The organism is Achromobacter sp. EB05, from assembly GCF_044232075.1.
GTDB classification, from domain to species: Bacteria; Pseudomonadota; Gammaproteobacteria; order Burkholderiales; family Burkholderiaceae_B; genus Achromobacter; species Achromobacter dolens.
In genome coordinates this window covers 2,298,572-2,316,863 of the sequence record NZ_CP155917.1, presented here as the reverse complement: position 1 = coordinate 2,316,863, position 18,292 = coordinate 2,298,572, and the positions used below count along the sequence as shown (strand labels likewise).

At 68.7% G+C, this 18,292-nt stretch carries 16 protein-coding genes; 7 read left to right on the top strand and 9 right to left on the bottom strand.

Annotated features, from left to right (window positions below):
• Positions 1 to 58 precede the first annotated feature (58 nt).
• Complete coding sequence (locus AAID08_RS10655) at positions 59 to 1,054, bottom strand: tripartite tricarboxylate transporter substrate binding protein (RefSeq protein WP_054504041.1); 996 nt, start codon at positions 1,052 to 1,054, stop codon at positions 59 to 61.
• Between the two features lie 220 nt (positions 1,055 to 1,274).
• Here AAID08_RS10655 and AAID08_RS10650 point away from each other — a divergent pair, with 220 nt between their 5' ends.
• Together AAID08_RS10650 and AAID08_RS10645 are read left to right on the top strand one after the other, a co-directional pair.
• Positions 1,275 to 3,050 carry an IlvD/Edd family dehydratase gene (locus AAID08_RS10650; protein WP_175168105.1) on the top strand — a complete coding sequence of 592 codons (1,776 nt, stop codon included), beginning with the start codon at positions 1,275 to 1,277 and terminating at the stop codon, positions 3,048 to 3,050.
• A 17-nt stretch (positions 3,051 to 3,067) separates the two neighbouring features.
• Positions 3,068 to 3,751: a GntR family transcriptional regulator gene (locus AAID08_RS10645; protein WP_064528476.1), complete on the top strand. Its 684-nt coding sequence runs from the start codon at positions 3,068 to 3,070 to the stop codon at positions 3,749 to 3,751.
• 19 nt (positions 3,752 to 3,770) lie between these two features.
• Here AAID08_RS10645 and AAID08_RS10640 read toward each other — a convergent pair whose 3' ends face one another.
• On the bottom strand, positions 3,771 to 4,679 hold the full coding sequence (locus AAID08_RS10640; RefSeq protein WP_064528485.1) for a LysR family transcriptional regulator: 909 nt from the start codon (positions 4,677 to 4,679) through the stop codon (positions 3,771 to 3,773).
• Between the two features lie 173 nt (positions 4,680 to 4,852).
• On the opposite strand from AAID08_RS10640, the gene AAID08_RS10635 reads away from it, so the two are divergent.
• On the top strand, positions 4,853 to 5,815 hold the full coding sequence (locus AAID08_RS10635; protein ID WP_054504039.1) for a 3-hydroxyacyl-CoA dehydrogenase family protein: 963 nt from the start codon (positions 4,853 to 4,855) through the stop codon (positions 5,813 to 5,815).
• On the top strand, positions 5,812 to 6,666 hold the full coding sequence (locus AAID08_RS10630; protein WP_175168103.1) for a 3-keto-5-aminohexanoate cleavage protein: 855 nt from the start codon (positions 5,812 to 5,814) through the stop codon (positions 6,664 to 6,666). The genes AAID08_RS10635 and AAID08_RS10630 overlap by 4 nt, the downstream gene beginning before the upstream one ends.
• A gap of 73 nt (positions 6,667 to 6,739) precedes the next feature.
• On the opposite strand, the gene AAID08_RS10625 is transcribed toward AAID08_RS10630, so the two are convergent.
• The 7 genes from AAID08_RS10625 to AAID08_RS10595 all read right to left on the bottom strand — a co-directional run bounded on the left by AAID08_RS10625 (position 6,740) and on the right by AAID08_RS10595 (position 16,568).
• Positions 6,740 to 9,928 (bottom strand): tetrathionate reductase subunit A, encoded by a 3,189-nt coding sequence (locus AAID08_RS10625; protein WP_395757626.1) that lies wholly within the window; start codon positions 9,926 to 9,928, stop codon positions 6,740 to 6,742.
• A gap of 37 nt (positions 9,929 to 9,965) precedes the next feature.
• Positions 9,966 to 11,000, bottom strand: coding sequence for an NrfD/PsrC family molybdoenzyme membrane anchor subunit (gene nrfD, locus AAID08_RS10620; RefSeq protein ID WP_175168101.1), 1,035 nt, complete (start codon positions 10,998 to 11,000; stop codon positions 9,966 to 9,968).
• A 13-nt stretch (positions 11,001 to 11,013) separates the two neighbouring features.
• On the bottom strand, positions 11,014 to 11,781 hold the full coding sequence (dsrO, locus tag AAID08_RS10615) for a sulfate reduction electron transfer complex DsrMKJOP subunit DsrO (RefSeq protein ID WP_049074705.1): 768 nt from the start codon (positions 11,779 to 11,781) through the stop codon (positions 11,014 to 11,016).
• Positions 11,782 to 11,883: 102 nt separating this feature from the next.
• On the bottom strand, positions 11,884 to 12,555 hold the full coding sequence (torD, locus tag AAID08_RS10610; RefSeq protein WP_336235964.1) for a molecular chaperone TorD: 672 nt from the start codon (positions 12,553 to 12,555) through the stop codon (positions 11,884 to 11,886).
• Between the two features lie 56 nt (positions 12,556 to 12,611).
• Positions 12,612 to 15,137 (bottom strand): trimethylamine-N-oxide reductase TorA, encoded by a 2,526-nt coding sequence (gene torA, locus AAID08_RS10605; protein ID WP_395757625.1) that lies wholly within the window; start codon positions 15,135 to 15,137, stop codon positions 12,612 to 12,614.
• Between the two features lie 7 nt (positions 15,138 to 15,144).
• On the bottom strand, positions 15,145 to 16,365 hold the full coding sequence (gene torC, locus AAID08_RS10600; RefSeq protein ID WP_175142997.1) for a pentaheme c-type cytochrome TorC: 1,221 nt from the start codon (positions 16,363 to 16,365) through the stop codon (positions 15,145 to 15,147).
• A 38-nt stretch (positions 16,366 to 16,403) separates the two neighbouring features.
• Positions 16,404 to 16,568, bottom strand: coding sequence for a periplasmic nitrate reductase, NapE protein (locus AAID08_RS10595; RefSeq protein WP_269874532.1), 165 nt, complete (start codon positions 16,566 to 16,568; stop codon positions 16,404 to 16,406).
• A gap of 131 nt (positions 16,569 to 16,699) precedes the next feature.
• On the opposite strand from AAID08_RS10595, the gene AAID08_RS10590 reads away from it, so the two are divergent.
• The 3 genes from AAID08_RS10590 to ccmB are packed head-to-tail and all read left to right on the top strand — an operon-like array spanning position 16,700 to position 18,285.
• Positions 16,700 to 16,960: a hypothetical protein gene (locus AAID08_RS10590; protein ID WP_395757624.1), complete on the top strand. Its 261-nt coding sequence runs from the start codon at positions 16,700 to 16,702 to the stop codon at positions 16,958 to 16,960.
• Positions 16,961 to 16,981: 21 nt separating this feature from the next.
• The gene (ccmA, locus tag AAID08_RS10585; RefSeq protein WP_116793369.1) at positions 16,982 to 17,608 is read left to right on the top strand and encodes a cytochrome c biogenesis heme-transporting ATPase CcmA; all 627 of its coding nucleotides are present in this window, start codon (positions 16,982 to 16,984) and stop codon (positions 17,606 to 17,608) included.
• The gene (gene ccmB, locus AAID08_RS10580) at positions 17,605 to 18,285 is read left to right on the top strand and encodes a heme exporter protein CcmB (RefSeq protein ID WP_116793370.1); all 681 of its coding nucleotides are present in this window, start codon (positions 17,605 to 17,607) and stop codon (positions 18,283 to 18,285) included. The genes ccmA and ccmB overlap by 4 nt, the downstream gene beginning before the upstream one ends.
• Positions 18,286 to 18,292: the final 7 nt, after the last annotated feature.

The window sequence follows — 18,292 nt, the reverse complement described above, 5'->3', positions numbered from 1 at the left end:
TGCGCGTGGCGTAAAAGAAGCAACAAGGGGGGACATATGTCCCCCTTGTCCATATCGCTTATTCCGGCTTGACCCCGGCTTCGTCGATGACCTTGGTCCAGCGCGCCAGTTCGGCGGACACGCGGGCGCCGGCATCGGCGGGCGTGGTCCACTCGGCGATGGCGCCCTGGTTCAGCAGCGACGCCTTGACCGTCGGCTTGGCCAGGATCTTCTTGAGCTCGCCGTTCAGACGGTCGATCACCGGCGCCGGCGTGCCGGCCGGCGCCACGATGCCGAACATGGAGCTGACCTCGAAGCCCGGCAGGCCGGCCTCGGCCGCGGTCGGCACGTCCGGCAGCGCCTCGACGCGTTGCGCCGAGGTCACCGCCAGCGCGCGCAGCTTGCCGGCCTTGATGCTGGCCTGCGAGGCCGGCACGGTCTCGATCATGCTGAGCACCTGGCCGCCCATCAGATCGGTCATGGCCGGGCCGCTGCCCTTGTAGGGCACGTGCAGGATATCCACGCCGGCGGTGCGCTTGAACATTTCGCCGGCCAGGTGCTGCGGCGAGCCGTTGCCCGCCGACGCCATGGTGACGTAGCCCGGACGCGCCTTGGCCAGCGCGATCAGTTGCTTCAGGTCATTGGCCTGCACCGACGGGTTGACCACGAACACCAGCGGCACGGTGCCGACGATGGACACCGGCGCGAAGCTCTTTTCCACGTCGTAGGTGACGCGGCCGCGGTACAGCGCCGCGTTGATCGAATGGCTGGTGAGCGCGCCCATCAGCAGCGTGTAGCCGTCGGGCTGGGCCTTGGCGACCTGGTCGGCGCCGATGTTGCCGGCGGCGCCGGCGCGGTTCTCGACGATCACCGACTGGCCCAGCGCGCCGGTCAGTTCCTGCGCCAGCACGCGGCCGATCACGTCGGTGGCGCCCCCGGGCGGGTACGGCACGATCAGGCGGATGGGCTTGTCGGGATAGGCGTCGGCGGCCACGGCGGGCGCCGCGGCCCCGGTACACAAGGCCAACAGGGAAAGCAGCAAGGCGCGGCGGGGCCGCAGACGCAGGTCTGACATGTAGGTCTCCTGCCGGGATGGGTATAGGAATGGAACGGACGCCCGGCTCGTCAACGGCGCCAGTGTAGGAGGCCAATCTTGATTGATGAATCAGAATTTTTCTATCGACTGATCTTTTTATTAGATCAATAAAAATTCCGATGAAAAACGCTTGCCTGGCATTTCCAAGGGTGGATATGATCGCAGCCCTGGATTATCAATAATATTATCGGGAAGAAAAATGACGGACGAGACCAAGGGCGGCAAGCCCGCCAAGGGCCCCTTCGACAGCGACGGCGCGCGCAGCACCGGCGTGGCGCGCGGGCTGACCAACTACGGCGACACCGGCTTTTCGCTGTTCCTGCGCAAGGCCTTCATCAAGGGCGCCGGCCTGTCCGACGACGCGCTGGCGCGTCCCATCATCGGCATCGTCAACACCGGCAGCAGCTACAACCCGTGCCACGGCAACGCGCCGCAACTGATCGAGGCGGTCAAGCGCGGCGTGATGCTGGCCGGCGGCCTGCCGATGGACTTCCCCACCATCTCGGTGCACGAGAGCTTCTCGCAGCCCACCAGCATGTACCTGCGCAACCTCATGTCGATGGACACGGAGGAAATGATCCGCGCCCAGCCGATGGACGCGGTGGTGCTGATCGGCGGTTGCGACAAGACCGTGCCGGCGCAGTTGATGGGCGCTTCGTCCGCCGGCGTGCCCGCGATCCAGTTGGTGACCGGCTCGATGCTGACCGGCTCGCACCGCGGCGAACGGGTCGGCGCCTGCACCGACTGCCGCCGCTACTGGGGCCGCTACCGCGCCGAGGAGATCGACGCGCCCGAGATCGCCGACGTCAACAACCAGTTGGTGGCCAGCGTCGGCACCTGTTCGGTGATGGGCACCGCCAGCACCATGGCCTGCCTGACCGAGGCGATGGGCATGATGGTGTCCGGCGGCGCGTCCGCCCCGGCCGTCACCGCCGACCGCGTGCGCGTGGCCGAGCGCACCGGCGCCACCGCCGTCGCCATGGCGGCCGCGCGCCTGACGCCCGACCGCATCATCACCGGCAAGTCCATCGAGAACGCGCTGCGCGTGCTGCTGGCCATCGGCGGCTCGACCAACGGCATCGTGCACCTGACCGCCATCGCCGGCCGCCTGGGCATCAATATCGACCTGGCCGGGCTCGACCGCATGAGCCGCGAGACGCCCGTGCTGGTGGACCTCAAGCCCTCCGGCCAGCACTACATGGAAGACTTCCACCACGCTGGCGGCATGCTGGCGCTGCTGCGCGAACTGCGCCCGCTGCTGCACCTGGACGCGCTGACGGTGTCGGGCCGCACCCTGGGCGAGGAACTGGACGACGCCCCCGCGCCGTTCGAGCAGGACGTGATCCGCAGCGTCGCCGCGCCGATCTATCCGGTAGGCGGCCTGGCCGTGCTGCGCGGCAACCTGGCACCCGGCGGCGCCATCATCAAGCAGTCGGCCGCCAATCCCAAGCTGATGGAGCATGAAGGCCGCGCCGTGGTGTTCGAGGACGCCGAGGACATGGCCCGCCGCATCGACGACGAGGCGCTCGACGTGACCGCCGACGACGTGCTGGTGCTCAAGCGCATCGGCCCCACCGGCGCGCCCGGCATGCCCGAGGCCGGCTACATGCCGATCCCCAAGAAGCTGGCGCGCGCCGGCGTCAAGGACATGGTGCGGATATCCGACGGCCGCATGAGCGGCACGGCGGCAGGCACCATCGTGCTGCACGTCACCCCGGAGGCCGCGATTGGCGGACCGCTCGCCTACGTGCAAAATGGCGACCGGATCCGCCTGTCGGTGGCGCGGCGCGAAATCGCCCTGCTGGTCGAGGATGCCGAGCTGGCGCGCCGCATGGCGGCCGGCCCGGTCGAGCGTCCGGCGGCCGAGCGCGGCTACCGCAAGCTGTTCCTGCAGACCGTGACGCAGGCCGACCAGGGCGTGGACTTCGACTTCCTGCGCGCCGGCGCCACCCGCGACACCGTGCCCAAGCAATAACGCTTTTCCTCTCGCCCATGAACGCCATCAGCCCCGCCGCCCTCGAACCCCAAGCGCCCGACGCCCTGGCGGCGGCGGTTGCCGCGCTGGAGGAAGACATCGTCTTCGGCCGGCTGCATCCGCGCGAGCGGCTGACCGAGGACGAGCTGATGGCGCGCTTCGACATGAAGCGCCACGCGGTGCGCCAGGTGCTGGTGGAGCTGGAGCTGCTGGGGGTGGTCGAGCGCAAGCGCAACGTCGGCGCGGTGGTGCGGGCTTTCTCGGCGCGCGAGGTGATGGAGCTGTATGCGCTGCGCGAAGTGCTGGAAGTGCATGCCGCCAGCCTGATGCCGCTGCCGGTGCCGCCGGCGCGGCTGGCGGCGTTAATCGCGGTGCAGCGCGAGCACGACGCCGCCGTGGCCGATGGCGACGCGCGCCGCGTGTTCCGCAGCAACCAGCGCTTTCACCGCGAGTTGTTCGGGCTGCTGGACAACGCCGTGCTGGGCCAGGCCATCGAGGAATACGCGCGCCGCACCCATCCGATCCGCTTCGGCTCGCTGGCGGCCGCCAATTACCGCGAACGCGCCCGCCAGGAACACTGGGCCATGATCCACGCGCTGCGCGACGGCGACCGCGCCGCGCTGATGGCGCTGTGCCGCGAGCACCTGCTGCCCTCGCGCGACGCCTACCTGGCGTCGGAACAGGCGCGCCGCGGCGCCTGACACCATACCCGCCGCGACCTCACCGCGCCTCTTCAGCCAGATACTGCCGCAGCATCGCCACCAGCGCCGCGGCCGCCGGCGGCAGGCTGCGGTTGCGCGCCGTCACCAGCCCGATCGAGCGCTCGGCCACCGGACCGATCAGCGGCCGCTGCACGATGCCGTTCTGCGCCACCGCGCCCGCCGCGATCTCGGGCAGCGCCGCCACCCCGAAACCGCACTCCACCATGGCCACGATGGTGGTCAGGTGCTCGGCCTCGAAGGCCGGCGTGAAGCGGATGCGGTTCTGCAGGAAGGCCCATTCGGTGTACTGGCGCACGCTGCTCGGGTGCACCATCGACACGTGCGCCGCGCTGGCCGTGTCGGCCCAGCGCAGCGGCCCCCGGGCGCGCGCCAGCGCATGCCCCTCGGGGATCAGCAGCAGGAAACTGTCGGACATCAAGGGCTGGTAATGCAGGTCGGCGTGCTGCGGATCGGCGGCGGTCAGCGCGAAGTCCACGTCGCCGGCGCGCACCAGGTCGAAGGCTGGCCCCGACAGCGTGTCGCGCACCTTCAGCGCCACCTGCGGATGCGCCTGGCGGTAGGCCATCAACACCCGCGGCAACAGGCGCGCGGCCAGCGAAGGCAGCGCCGCCACCGAGACCTGGCCATGCTCGGCGCTGGCGATGCCGCTGACCGCGGCGATCGCGTCGCGAAAGGCCACCTGCAGCGCGGCGGCCTGCTGCATGAAGACCTCGCCCGCCGCCGTCAGCCGCACGGTGCGGGTGGTGCGGTCGAACAGCCGCACGCCCAGCGCGTCCTCGATGCGCTGGATCTGCGTCGACAGCGCCGATTGCGACAGGTGCAGTTGCGCCGCCGCCTGGCGGAAGTTGAGGGTGCGGCCCAGCACCAGGGTGGTGTCGATGTCGCGCATCGAAAGATTGATCTGCATGCCGTCCAGCGCCTGGCTCATTGATCCGATTCGTCGATCATTCTATCCAAAAAATCTGATTCATCAATCAAACAAGCTTCTCTACACTCGGCGCCCAATACGGTCATGCGCGCAGACACAAGCGCGGACACAGACGAGAGAAGCAACAGCGGTTTCAGAACAAGGAGCAAACCATGCAGACGGACGCGAAGGCCCTGCCCAATCCGGGCGCGGCGCATGCGGTGGTGGTGGGCGGCGGCACCATGGGCGCCGACGTGGCGGTGGTGCTGACGCGCGCCGCCTGCCGCACCACGGTGATCGAGCCGGACGCGGCGCGCGCGGCCGCCCTGCCGGCGCGCGTGGCCGACAATCTCAGGACCATCGGCCGCGAGGCCCAGGTGGCGCAACTGGCCACGGCGGCCAGCCTGGACCAGGTGGACTGGGCCAGCGTCGACCTGGTGATCGAGTGCGTGCCGGAGCGGCTGGACATCAAGCAGGCGCTGTTTGCGGAACTGGTGCAACGCGCCCGGCCCGACGCCATCCTGGCGAGCAACAGCTCCAGCTTCCCGATCAGCGCCATCGGCCAGGGCCTGGCCACGCGCGAGCGCATGCTGGGCCTGCACTTCTTCATGCCGGCGCACCTGGTGCCGCTGGTCGAGGTGGTGATGGCCGAGACCAGCGACGAGGCCCGCGCCGACGCGCTGATCGCCTTCATGCGCCGCTGCGGCAGTGTGCCGGTGAAGGTGCGCCAGGACCTGCCGGGTTTCCTGGCCAACCGCCTGCAGCACGCGCTGTCGCGCGAGGCCTTCAACCTGATCGACCGCGGCATCGCCTCGCCCGAGGACGTGGACGCGGCGGTGCGCTTCGGCTTCGGCTTCCGCTTCCTGGCGGCCGGGCCGGTGATGCAGCGCGACCACGCCGGCATCGACGTGCACGCGGCGGCCGGCGCGACCATGTACCCGACGTTCTGCAATGACGACCATCCGGCGCGCTGCCTGACCGAGCGCGCCGCCGATGGTCGCCATGGCATGAAGGCGGGCGAAGGCTTCTACGCCTGGACACCGGACACCATCGCCGCCGAACGCGCGCGCTATGACCGCCTGTTGCGCGCGGGCCTGGACCTGATCGCGCCGGAACTGCCGGAGATCCAGCCATGAACGCCGTGGACATCCCCCGCCCTGCCCTGGCCGAGTCGCCCGTCATCGTGACGGTGGCGCCCAACGGCGCCTACAAGAAGGCCGCCGACCACCCGGCCGTGCCGCTGACGGCCGAGGCCCTGGCGCAGGAAGCCCGCGCCTGCCTGGACGCGGGCGCGGCGATGATGCACATGCACGTGCGCAAGCCGGACGGCAGCCATCTGCTGGACGCGCAGGCCTACCGCGATGCGCTGGCGGCGGTGCGCCGCGCGGTCGGCGACGAGCTGCTGGTGCAGGTGACGAGCGAGGCGGCTGGCGTGTACAAGGCGGCCGAGCAGATGGCGCTGGTGCGCGAGCTGCAGCCGGAAGCGGTGTCGATCGGCCTGCGCGAGATCGCGGTGCCGGAGATTGCCGAAGGCGAGCTGGCGGCGTTCCTGGCCTGGGTCGCCGAGCGCCGCATCATGACGCAGATCATTCTGTACGACGAGGGCGACGTGCGGCGCTGGCTGTCGCTGCGGGCGCGCGGGCTGGTGCCGCCGGGCGCGTGGTCGGTGCTGTTCGTGCTGGGACGCTACAGCGTGGGGCAGACCTCGTCGGCCTATGACCTGCTGCCGTTCCTGGCGGCCTACGATCATTCGCTGCCCTGGGCGGTGTGCGCGTTCGGGGCGCAGGAGAACGCCTGCGTGACGACGGCGGCGGCCTTCGGCGGGCATATGCGGGTGGGGTTCGAGAACAATCTGAAGCTGCGGGACGGAAGCATCGCCAGCGGCAATGCCGACCTGGTGCGCCAGGCCGTCGAGGGCGCGCGCGCGCTGGGACGGCCGTTGGCGGACGCGGCGCAGGCGCGCCGGATCTACGGCGCGATTGCCTGACGCCAGGACAAGCCCCCGGGGCGGTGGCGCGCCAAACACCCCGGCTGGCCCTGTCAGCCCGGCCGGGCTCGCCCTAGGCACGCTCGATGCGCGCCGGCAACCCCTGCCGCACCGCCGCGCCCGAGACCCAGTCGATCCAGACGTTGGCGTGCTCGCCGCGCGTCGCATCGCCGAAGCCCAGGTCGTTCAGGTTCACGCCGGCCGCCAGCGCCGGATCGTGCGGCATCGGCTTGCCATCGATCAGGTGGGCGCGCGCGCCCAGTTCGGTGTGGCCATAGCCGTGCTCGACGCCGACCGCGCCCGGCTGGATGCCGTCGCGCAGCAGCGCCAGGCCGGTCACCGACCCGCCCGGCGTGACGATGCGCACCCGATCGCCGTTGCGCAGGCCCAGCCGCTCGCCGTCCTGCCGGTTGATCGACACCGGATTGTGCGGATGCACCTGGCGCAGCCGGTCCACGCCGATGGACATCGAACTCATCAGGTTGGACTTGAACGAACTCAACAGGAACGGCCAGTCGGCGCGTGGATACTGCTGGCGCACGTCGCGCCCGTCGGCCAGCCGCGCCGGATACCAGGTGGGGCAGCCGCTGTAGCGCTCGCCGGTCATGGCATGGCGAAAGCCCGCCAGTTCCTCGCTCCATATCTGCAAGGGCTTGGCCCAGGCCTGGCGGGTCTGGCCGGCGTCGCTCCAGGCGTCGCGCACGCGGTCGAAACGCCCGCCCCGGCTCATCACCATCGCCACGCGGCGCCACTCCTCGGGCTTGAGCTTGCCCTGCAGCGCGTCGCGATAGCGCGCCACGCCGGTCAGTTCAAGATCGTCGTCGCTGGCCTCGGGCACCGGCCGCCCGGCGCCGAAGGCGATGTTGGCGATGCCGCGCAGGAAGAAGTCCTCGGCCGTGTCCAGCGGATAGCGGTTGCCGTCCGCATCGGCGATGGCGTTGGCGCCAAAGCCCGGCATGCCGATGCGCTTGGCGCAGGCGATCAGGAACGACTCCAGGCACACCGGCGCGCCGTCGGCGCTGCGCGCCACGCGGGGTTGGACCGCCGGCCAGCGCACCGTCGACGCCTTGGCCACCACGTCGGCCCACGGCGCCGACACGCCCCAGCTTTCGTAGGTGACGGTATCGGGCACGATGTAGTCGGCCAGCGCGTTGGTCTCGTTGATGAACGGATTGATCGACACCGCCAGCGGCAGGATCTTCGGGTCCTTCAGCTTGTCCAGCAGCACGTTCCTGAACCCGGCAATGCCGTAGACCGGGTTGCTCATGTGATTGAACCAGACCTTGGCGCGGTACGGGTAGCCGGCCAGCGCCGACGCCAGCATCTCGGAACTGAGGCCGCCGGTGGCCGGGTACCAGGGCGCGGCGGCCGGATAGACCGGCTGGCCGGCGGCCTGCTTGCGCTTGAACTCGCTCGACTTCTCGTAGGGAAAGCGGTTGCGCGACAGGGCCACGCCCTTGGGCGTGGCTCGGTTGGCGAAGCCCGCGATGTTGTAGCGCGGCCCCGCGCCATAGGGCGGGAAAGGGCCGGCGTCCAGCACCAGGCCGCCCTCGACGTTGAGGTTGCCCACCAGCGTGTTGAGCATGGCGATGGCGTAGGCGGTGTAGAAGCCCGCGCCGCTCATGGTGCCGCCGTGCGCATCCGCCACCGCGCGCTTGCCGTGGCTGGTGAAGCGCTCGGCCAGTTCGGCGATCTTGGCCGCCGGCACGCCGCACAGCGCGGCGTATTCGTCCAGCGACTTGCGCTGCGCCTCCTGGCGCAGCAGCGACAGCGCGCTGCACACGCGCAGCGCGGCCGGCGCGCCCGCCAGGCCCGGCGCCGCCACCGCCTCGTCAACGAACAGCGTGGCCGGCGTGGCGCCGGTATGCGGGGCCAGCGTGCCGTCCTCCAGCCGCACCACGTACACGTCCTCCCACTTTTCACCCGCATCGGCCGGCCTGGCCCAGTCCAGGTCGGCGCCGCGCAGGAAAGTGCCCTGGCGCGCATGCCCTGGCTCGGCGATCACCAGGTGCGTGGCATTGGTCCACGCCGCCTCGCCCGCCGCCTTCATGGCCGCCGGGCCGGGCTGCGCCAGCGCGCGCGCATCGAAGCGCTCGTTGTCGAGAATCCAGCGGATCAGGCCCATCGCCAGCGCCAGGTCGCTGGCCGGATTGACCGGCACCCATTCATTGCCCGATCCCGCCGACAGGCTGGAGGACGCGGGTAGCATCGGCGCCACCACCACATAGGTGAAGCTGGCCTCCTCGGGCCGGGTGCGGGCCTCGGCCAGTTGGCGCGCCTGGCGCTGGAACGGGTTGCCGGCCTGCGCCGGCGCCGCGCCGATGAACAGGCCGAAGCGGGCGTTGTCCCAATCCGGCTTGCCGTGCGGCATGCCCTTCAGGTCGCCCAGCGCCGCGCCCGCGCCGACGCGGAAGCTCTGGCCACAATAGGAACCGTGGTTGCTGAAGTTGACGGTGCCGAACGACTGGCCGGCAAAGCGCTGGATGAGCGGCGTGCGGCCTTCGTTGGACGCGTCGGTGAACAGGAACTGGTTGACCTTGGCCCCGTACTCCGGGTTGGCCGGATCCAGCGGCGTGTCGCGGTCGAAGATGGCGCGCAGGCCATCCACGTGGCCCTCGCCGAACAGGTCGCCGCCTTCGCACACCTCCTGCACCAACTGCTCGAAGGAAATCGTCTGCCACTTGCCTTCGCCGCGGCCGCCGACGCGCTTGAGCGGTTGCAGCACGCGGTACGGGCTATGCAACTGCTCCAGCATGGCCGAGCCGCGCGCACAGGACGTGGCGCGCCCTTCCAGGCCGTTGTCGCCGCCCAGTTGCGCGTAGGTCTCGCGCACCGGCGCGTCCATCGCGGCCGGGCGCGTGGTGGCCAGCGGATGATACGGGTTGCCGGCCACCCGCAGGATGCGGTTGGCCTTGGTATCGACGCGCAGCCGCACGCCGCACTGCGTCCAGCAGCCCAGGCAACTGGAGGGGCTGACGGTCTGGCCCGGCTGGGTCGACAGCAGGCCCGTGACCGGGTCGATGCGGAATTCCGGCGTCAGCGAGTTGCCGCGCACGGCGTGCACGGTGGGCACGCCGGCAGTGCCTTGCGCCAGGCCCTTGACGGCCTTGCCAACGGTTTCGCCGTAGCCGGCCGCGAACGCGGCCAGGCCGCCGGCGACCACGCCGCCGCGCGCGATCAGCTTGCGGCGCGCGGCGTTGTCGGGTTGATCGGGTCCGTCGGCGTGGGCGTCGGGCGTGTCGTCTCGGTGTTGCTTGTCCATGGTCATCTCGATGCGAATTCTTGTCGGGGCCGGCGGCTCAGGCCGCCAGGCCGCGGGTGCGGGCCGGGAACCGTTCCAGCGCATAGGTCACGGCGGCCATCAGCGCGGTGCACAGGCCCAGCACGCCGATCATGCCGAGCAGGCCGTCGCTGCCCCAGGGCATGTCGTACAGGTACAGGCCGGCGCCATACTTGGGCACGCCCTGCACGCTCATGAACACGACCCAGCGGAAGATCCAGGCGGCGGCCAGCATGGTCAGCGCCAGCACGGCCGACGGCAAGGGCGCCGCCAGGGTGCGCGGCGCGCGCTGCAACAGCGCGATCATGCAGAACGCGGTGGCCACGGCGCCGGCCAGGCTGGCGCGCCATACCGGGAACTCGCCGAACAGGCGCAACGCGGCCTCGAACGACGGGTCCGCGCCCAGCAGTCCCAGCAGGATCCACGCGCCCACGCCAATGGCCATCATCACCACCGCCGTCACGCTCAGGCGGCGCAACAGGTCGACCGGCAGCGCCTTCAGGCCGCCGGGCAGCCAGCGGCCCACCAGGAACATCGCCCCCAACGCGCCCAGCCACGCGGTCAGCGCGAAGTTCAGCGGCAGGAACGGCGTGTGCCACAGCGGACGGGCGCGCAGCACCATCACCTCGGCGCCGGTGTAGACCAGGATCGACACCGCCGACAGCGCCAGCGCGATGCCCAGCAGCCGTACCCAGACCATGCGCCCCCACCACCAGGCGGCGCAGAACAGCACGGCCAGCCCGGTGAAGACCGGCAGCAGCAGCGCCCCCAGCCACATCCACGACCACGGCGTCAGCCGGGTATAGAAATGCCAGAAGCGGCCCGGCTGGTGCAGGTCGGCCAGCAGCGACACGGGCGCGGCGATGGCGCACACCAGCAGCACGGTCACGGCCGCCGGCAGCAAGCGGCGGGCCGGCGAGCCGGCCTCGCCAAACGCGGCGCCGGCCGCCGTCAACGCGGCAGTGGCGGCGATGCCGATAAGAAAGAAATACTGCACCGCCCACGGCAGCCAGGCGGCGTCATAAACGGGCGTCAGCAATTCGGTGATCTGCATGCGCGTCCCCTTCTCAATGGCCGCCGGCCAGGCGCACGCCGGCCTGGCCGTCAATGTGGTGCACGAAGGCATCGGGCAGGCCGATGTAATAGACGTGCGGGTCGGTCTTCATCTCCGGCTTGAGCACCTTGATGTCGGCGCGATGCTCGGCCATCAGCCGCGAAATGGCGCTGTCCGGATCGTTCAGGTCGCCGATGACACGGGCGCCGCCCACGCAGCTTTCGACGCAGGCCGGCAGCAGGCCGGCTTCGAGCCGGTGCTCGCAGAAGGTGCACTTGTCGGCGGTCTGGGTGTCGTGGTTGATGAAACGGGCGTCGTACGGACAGGCCTGCACGCAATAGCCGCAGCCGACGCAGCGCTGGTTGTCGACCAGCACGATGCCGTCCTCGCGCTGGAACGTGGCCTGCACCGGACACACCGGCACACAGGGCGGGTTGTCGCAGTGGTTGCACAGGCGCGGCAGCATCACCATGGCGCAGGGGCCTCCATTGTCGGGCCGCACTTCGTATTGCAGGACGGTGGTGCGGAACTGACCGACGGGCGGCAGGTTTTCCAGCGAACAACTGACCGTACAGGACTGGCAGCCGATGCATTTGCGCAGGTCGACCAGCATGCCGTAGCGCTTGCCAGGGATGCCGGGACGACGAGGGGGTTGCTGGTTGATGCCGGTGCCGGCTTCGGCACGGATGGGGATGATGGTGGCCGCGGCGCTCAGGCCGAGCAGGTTCTTCAGGAAACCACGTTTGCCCGGGAGGGGGACTTCGGGTGGGGGGTGAGGCACAGACTTCTCCGCGAATTATGTCGTTGTGCCATTAACTTATCGCTTTTAGTTATATAGAGAGTTGATGCCGATCAATGGGGGACGGGTTTATTTCAGACGTTCTTATGCCTCCACCTCGAAAGACCGCAGGAAGTCGCGATCCTGGCGCAAAAACGCGGCCAGCAGCGCGCCGACGGCCGGATAGAAACGGAACGTCAGGGACTTGATGGCGTGCATGCGCGCCAGCCAGGCGTCGATCCAGGACAACAGGGCTGATTCAATGAACGCGGCCTGCTCCCGCGCCTGGCTCGCGAGGTCGGCGGGCCGATCGCAGGCCCTGGCCCAATGGGACATCAATGCCAGCATGACGGCGAGATGGTCTTCCGGCTCCTTGAATGGTTCGTCGAGCCGCAACCGATTGGACGCCAGCATCGCGCGCATCAACAGCGCCGGTTTGCCGTACAACTGTCCGCCGCCATCCAGATAGTGCGAGGCGTAAGGAAGCGGGCAGGCACGGCCCTCCATCAGGAACAGGGTGGCGAAGTCGGCGGCGTTCTCGACCGCGGCATCCGCGTGCCGCGCCCACTCCTGGAACACGCCAGCCACGGCGTCCGCCTCGCACCCCATTCCGAGTTCGGCAAGGACGGCCATGATATCCGCGGCGCCCCCGCCCTGGTAAAGCGCCATGGCGTCCCGCCCCAGCTCCCGGGCGAAGAGGGTGGAAAACCATCCATACAACTGCGACCGCAGAGAGGACGCCGCCACCCATTCCGGGTCGATGTGCTCGCTGTTCAATTGCTGCTCCGCGAAAAAGAGGGAGGGCAACACGCCCTCCCCGGCTATCCCAGCTCTCAAAGGCTGGCCTTGAGCTTGCCGTCGATATCGACTTCGGCCGGACCGCCGAATGCCGTCACCGCCGGCGCGGCGCCCTTGAACAGCTCGATTTCCACCAGGCAGGTATTGGCGCTGGTCGCCTGCGCCAGCTCGGATGAGCCGATGTCCAGCGTCAATGTATTGGGATCGCCGTAGGTATCCAGCGCGCCGATCTCGGGTCCGGTGGGCCCATACCAGGCGCCCTCGTGAATGCGGACCACCCCGGGCGGGAAGTCGCTGGAGACGGCGGCCCCCGCCAGTAATTGCCCGCGGTCGTTGAAGACCCGCACCAGGTCGCCCTGGCGGATGCCGCGCTGCCGCGCGTCCTCGGGGCTGATATAGACGGGCTCGCGCCCCTGGATGGTGTAGGTCGCCCGCCGCGACGGTGATTCGCACGTCTGCGAATGCAGGCGCTCGTTGGGATGCGAGGACTGCATCCAGAGCGGGTACTTGTCCGAACGTGGACCGCTGTGCGACCGCTCGGCCTTTTCCATCCAGAGCGGATGCCCCTTGCAGTCGCGGTAGCCGAAGCTGGCGAGCTTGCGGCTGTAGATTTCGATGAACCCGGACGGCGTGCCCAGGGCGTTGACTTCCGGATCCTCGCGGAAATCGGCATGCCGCACCCACGGCTTGCCCTCCGGGAACAGCACGTAGCCCTGTTCCCAGAACTGCGCGAAGGGCGGCATGGCGAAGCCCTTGCCGGCGTTCTCCTTGCGGCACTCCTCGTACAGGAATTCGACCCACTGCATCTCATTCATGTTGCGGGTGTATTCCACATCGCGCTGCATGCGCTTGCAGAAGTCGGTCCAGATGTCGAAATCCGAACGCGAGTGAAACAGCGGATCGACCAGCTTGTGCATGGCGATCACGCCCCGGTTGGAGAAGGTCCCGTAGGCATCGATGTCATTGCGCTCGAACGGCGTGCAGGCCGGCAACACAATGTCCGCGAAGCGGCAGGTGGCCGTCCAGTTGTAGTCGATCGCGACCACGGTCTCCAGCTTCTGGTAGGCCCGCTTCATGCGATTGCGGTCCTGCTGCCGGTGCCACTGGTTGCCGCCCGAGAAAATGGCCATCTTGTAGGGCGGCAGCTTGACCTTGTGGCCGTTGTAGTTGATTTCCTTGCCCGGCTCCAGCAGCGCGTCGATCACGCGGGCCACCGGCACCACCGCGCTGTAGCCTTGATAGTCGTCGTTCTCGTGCCGCGGTTTGCGGCCCGGATCCAGGTTCAGCGGGAACGAGCCCGGCATCGACGCCCCCGAAGCCGGCACGCCCGCCGAACTGTAGTGGTGGACGTAGCTGATGCCGCCTCCCGGCAAGCCGATCTGGCCCAGCATCGTGGCCAGGATCGCGGCCATCCAGTAAGGCTGTTCGCCGTGCTGCTGGCGCTGGATCGCCCAGCCGAAGATCAACTGCGTGCGATTGCCCGCCATCAGGCGCGCCAGCTCGCGGATGCGCCCGGCCGGCACGCCGCAGATGGACTCGGCCCATTCGGGGGTGCGCTCGATCTTGTCCTCGGTCTTGCCTTCGACATAGGCGATGAATTCCTCGAAGCCCACGGCATAGGTCTCGATGAATTTCTTGTCGTACAACGCCTCTTTCCACAGGGTATGGATAAGGCCCAGCATCAGCGCCACGTCCGTCATGGGGTTGACGTACTGGTGTTCGCAGCCCAGGTAGTTGCGCGTCTTGCTTTTCACCGGGTCGACGCTGATCACCGAGATCTCGCCGCTGGCCACCTTCTGCTTGAGCCGCGCCAGATGCTCGTAGGCCTCGTGCGTTTCGGTGTTCCACCCCACCTGCAGGTTCTTGATCGGGTCGCTGGCCCAGAACACCAGCACCTGCGTCTCCTTCAGGATGATCTCCCACGACGTGCCCTGCGAGTACACCTCGGTCGACCCGAGCACATAGGGCAGGATGGTCTGGCCGGCGCCGGTGGAGTAGTCGCCGGCCGTGCCGACGCTGTTGCCGTGCATCCCCATCGCCCGCAGCATATGGTTGCCGCAGCTATGCATCAGGCCCACCGCGTGCCAGCCGACGTTGCCCACGTGCAGCGCCCACGGACCGTAGTCTTTCTGGATACGCTCCAGCTCGTCATAGACCAGGTCCAGGGCTTCGTCCCAGCCCACCCGGATGAACCGGTTGTCGCCCCGCGACGCCTGGCCGGCCTGGCTCGGGGCCGCCCCCGCGCGCCGGTTGCGATACCAGTCCAGGCGCACCATCGGGTATCGCACCCGCGATGGGCTGTACAGCACGTCGAGCGTGCCGTCCATAATCGGCGTGGGGTGCTTGTCGAACTCGAACGGCTTTATTTCCACCACGTGGCCGGCCACGACCCGGGCCCGGAAGGCGCCCCAATGCGCGCCCGAGAACTTCCAGCGGCCAGGATCGGCCGCGGTGGCGCCCGCGGCCCGCACGACATTGCCATTGCGCAGAAGCGGCGGCACCACGAAGGAACCCAGTGAAGCGGCGACACCGCCCATGAAACGTCGACGGGAGATTTTCATTTCTTGCTCAGTGGGCCGAAGCCACACCGTCCTTGGCTACGAAATCGGAGGAATGCAACTGCAGGTACTTCAGGACCAGCTTGGCGGTCGGGTCATCCATGTTGGTGAAGCCGACCATGCCGCCGAACAGCCCCGGCCATTGGTTGGCGTCGTGCGAGGCCTCGTTCGGCTGGCGATGGCACACGCTGCAGCTTTGCGAATAGCTCTTGCGCGCCACCGCCCAGATCGGCTCGACGTCAGCCACCAGGCCGCCGCCGCGCAGCCAGACCGTCGCGGAGATCTTCTGCCACTGCAGGCCGGTCACGTCGTCGATCCGGCTTTCGATCACATGGACCACGCCGTCGTCGCGCGACACGTCCTGGCTCAGCACGGCGCTGGTGATATTCATGCCGAACCGGCCGTACAGCACGCGGGCGTAACCCTTGTTCTTTCGCCAGAGCTGCAACTCGACCTGCACCGCGTCCTTTTTCTTCTGCAGCACCTTCACGCCGGTGGCGATCTCGATGGCGCCGATCTCGCGGGCCAGGCCCTCGTCCGCGTAAATCGGCTGCGGCATGACGCTGTAGTAGTCGCGGCCGGCGTCGATGGCGGCGCCGCGAGCGTCGGCGGTGAGCGCCGCCAGCGCCGGGTTGCCCTGCGACTTGACCTCTGGCAGCCGGTGCGCGATGCCCTTGTGGCAGTCGACGCAACTGGCATCGCGTTCGGCCGCGCCGTGCATGGTGGTCTGCGAGGTCACCCGCATCTTGTCGAAATCCATGCTGGCGTAATCATGGCAATTGCGGCATTCCTTGGAGTTGTTCGCCTTGAAGCGGGCCCACTCGCGCGTGGCCAGCACGATGCGGTGTTCCTGGAATTTCTCGGGCGTGCCGATGGTGCCCATCAGGTGCCCGAGCACTTCGCGCGAGGCCTGCATCTTGCGCGCGACCTTGGAGGTGAAGTCATGCGGCACATGGCAGTCCGGACAGTGGGCGCGCACGCCCGAGCGGTTCTTCCAGTGCACGCTCTGCTGCAGCTCGGGCAGCACCGTGTCACGCATCGAGTGGCAGGAAATACAGAAGGCCTCGGTGTTGGTGGCGTTCATGCCGGTATTGAACAGGGCCAGGAACGTCACGCCGCCCAGGAACCCGCCGATGACCAGCACGCCCAGGCCGATGCGGGTGGCGGGACGCAGCAGCAGCGCGCCCGTCCATTGGATGACGGATTTGGCGATCTTGAAGGGATTTTTCATGTCGGTGGCTCAGGCTGCGGCTTTGTAGAACGGAGCATTCATGCCGGCGGCCCCCAGAACAGGATCTGCCCGAACCAGACGACGAATCCGTAGATGCAGATCATCAGGAACGCCACGACGGGACACGCCACAAAGGCCAGCGACAGGAACTTTGCCCACTCGGCCCCACCACCATTACTGCTGTGCTTGGGTTTGCTTTTCACGGAGTACAACTATTTGGATATGAACGGCGACTGCGTCGAACCGCGTCGCGGCACAAGCAAGGCCGGCGGTCCCCGCGAGGGCCGTTGGCGGTTCGATGCCTTTTCATGATCGACGCGCGGCCGACCCTCGCATGTTGATCTCCGTCAAGCGCCGCAGGCCGCACGCGCCATCGCGCCCATTACTCAGACCGATCCGAAACCACGGCCGGATGACCTCCGAAAAACGCATATCGTGGCGCGGCGATCTGCACCATGGTGAGGCCGACGGTAAACGCGTCCGACATAAATCCAAATGCGCCGCGGCCAAGCAAAACGGCGATCCGGATTCATTAATATCCGATCCCGTTGTCGGCTTCGCGCCGCCCTTGATGCAGCGGGGATTGTTGTCATGACTATCTGGATGGGCACCGGCCATGCTTGAAGCGCAGGGGCTCACCTGTTCGAAAGGAACCCGTCTGCTGTTCGAAGACGTGTCGTTCCAGCTATGCGCGGGGCAACTGCTGCGCGTGACCGCGCCCAACGGCCATGGCAAGACCAGCCTGCTGCGCATCCTGTGCGGCCTGGCGCACGCCGATGCCGGCACGGTGTGCTGGCGCGGGGCCGACATCCACCGCCTGGGGCCGGCCTACCGCCAGCACCTGCTCTACCTGGGCCATGCCGACGCGCTCGCCGATTCCCTGACCCCACTCGAAAACCTGCGCTTCCTGTGCCAGGCCCAGGCCGATGCCGTCTCCGCGGCGGCCTGTCGCGACGCGCTGTGCCGGATGGGCCTGGCGGCGATGCTCGACCTGCCGACGCGCCTGCTGTCGCGCGGCCAGCGGCGCCGCGTGATGCTGGCGCGGCTGTCGCTGCGTCCGGCGCGGCCGCTGTGGATCCTGGACGAACCCTTCAACCTGCTCGACGCGGCCACGGTGGCGGCGCTGACGCGGACGCTGGCAAACCATTGCGACAACGGCGGGTGCGTCCTCCTGACCACACACCAGGAGGTGGCCTTCGACCGGCCGGTGCGCACCCTCGATCTTGGTCCAGGCGCGCCATGACGCGGCCGGCCAGTCCCTTCTTCGCCGTCCTGCGGCGCGATCTGCTGCTGCTTGGCCGAGGCCGGGCCGACGCCGTCGTCTCGCTGCTTTTCTTCGTGCTGGTCGCCTGCCTGTTCCCGCTGGGCGTGGGCGCCGATGCGGCCTTGCTGCGCACGCTCGGGCCCGGCGTTCTATGGGTCGCCGCGCTGCTCGCCGCGCTGTTATCGCAGCATCGACTGTTCGCGCAGGACCACGCCGACGGCACGCTCGAACAGCTACTGCTTTCGCCGGGCGCCGCCACGCTCTGGGTGCTGGCCAAGATCACGGCGCACTGGATCGGAACCGGTCTGCCTTTGATCGCCGTGGCGCCCGTCATGGGCCTGCTGTTTGACCTGGGTCAGTGTTCGCGCCTGACCCTGTCGCTATCTTTCGCGCTGGGAACGCCGGTGCTGGCCCTGGTCGGCGCGATCGGCGCCGCGCTATCCCTCGGGATGCGCGGCGGCGGCGTGCTGCAGGCCCTGTTGCTGCTGCCCTGGTTCGTGCCTGTGCTGATCTTCGGCGCGGGCTCGGTGGCCTCGTGTGGCACCGGCCAGCCGCCCGCCACCCCGTTCCTGCTGCTTGGCGGCGCGCTGCTGGCGGCGCTGGCGCTGGCCCCGCCCGCCTGTGTCCTGGCGCTGCGCTTTGCCGTCGAAGAATGAAGATGCC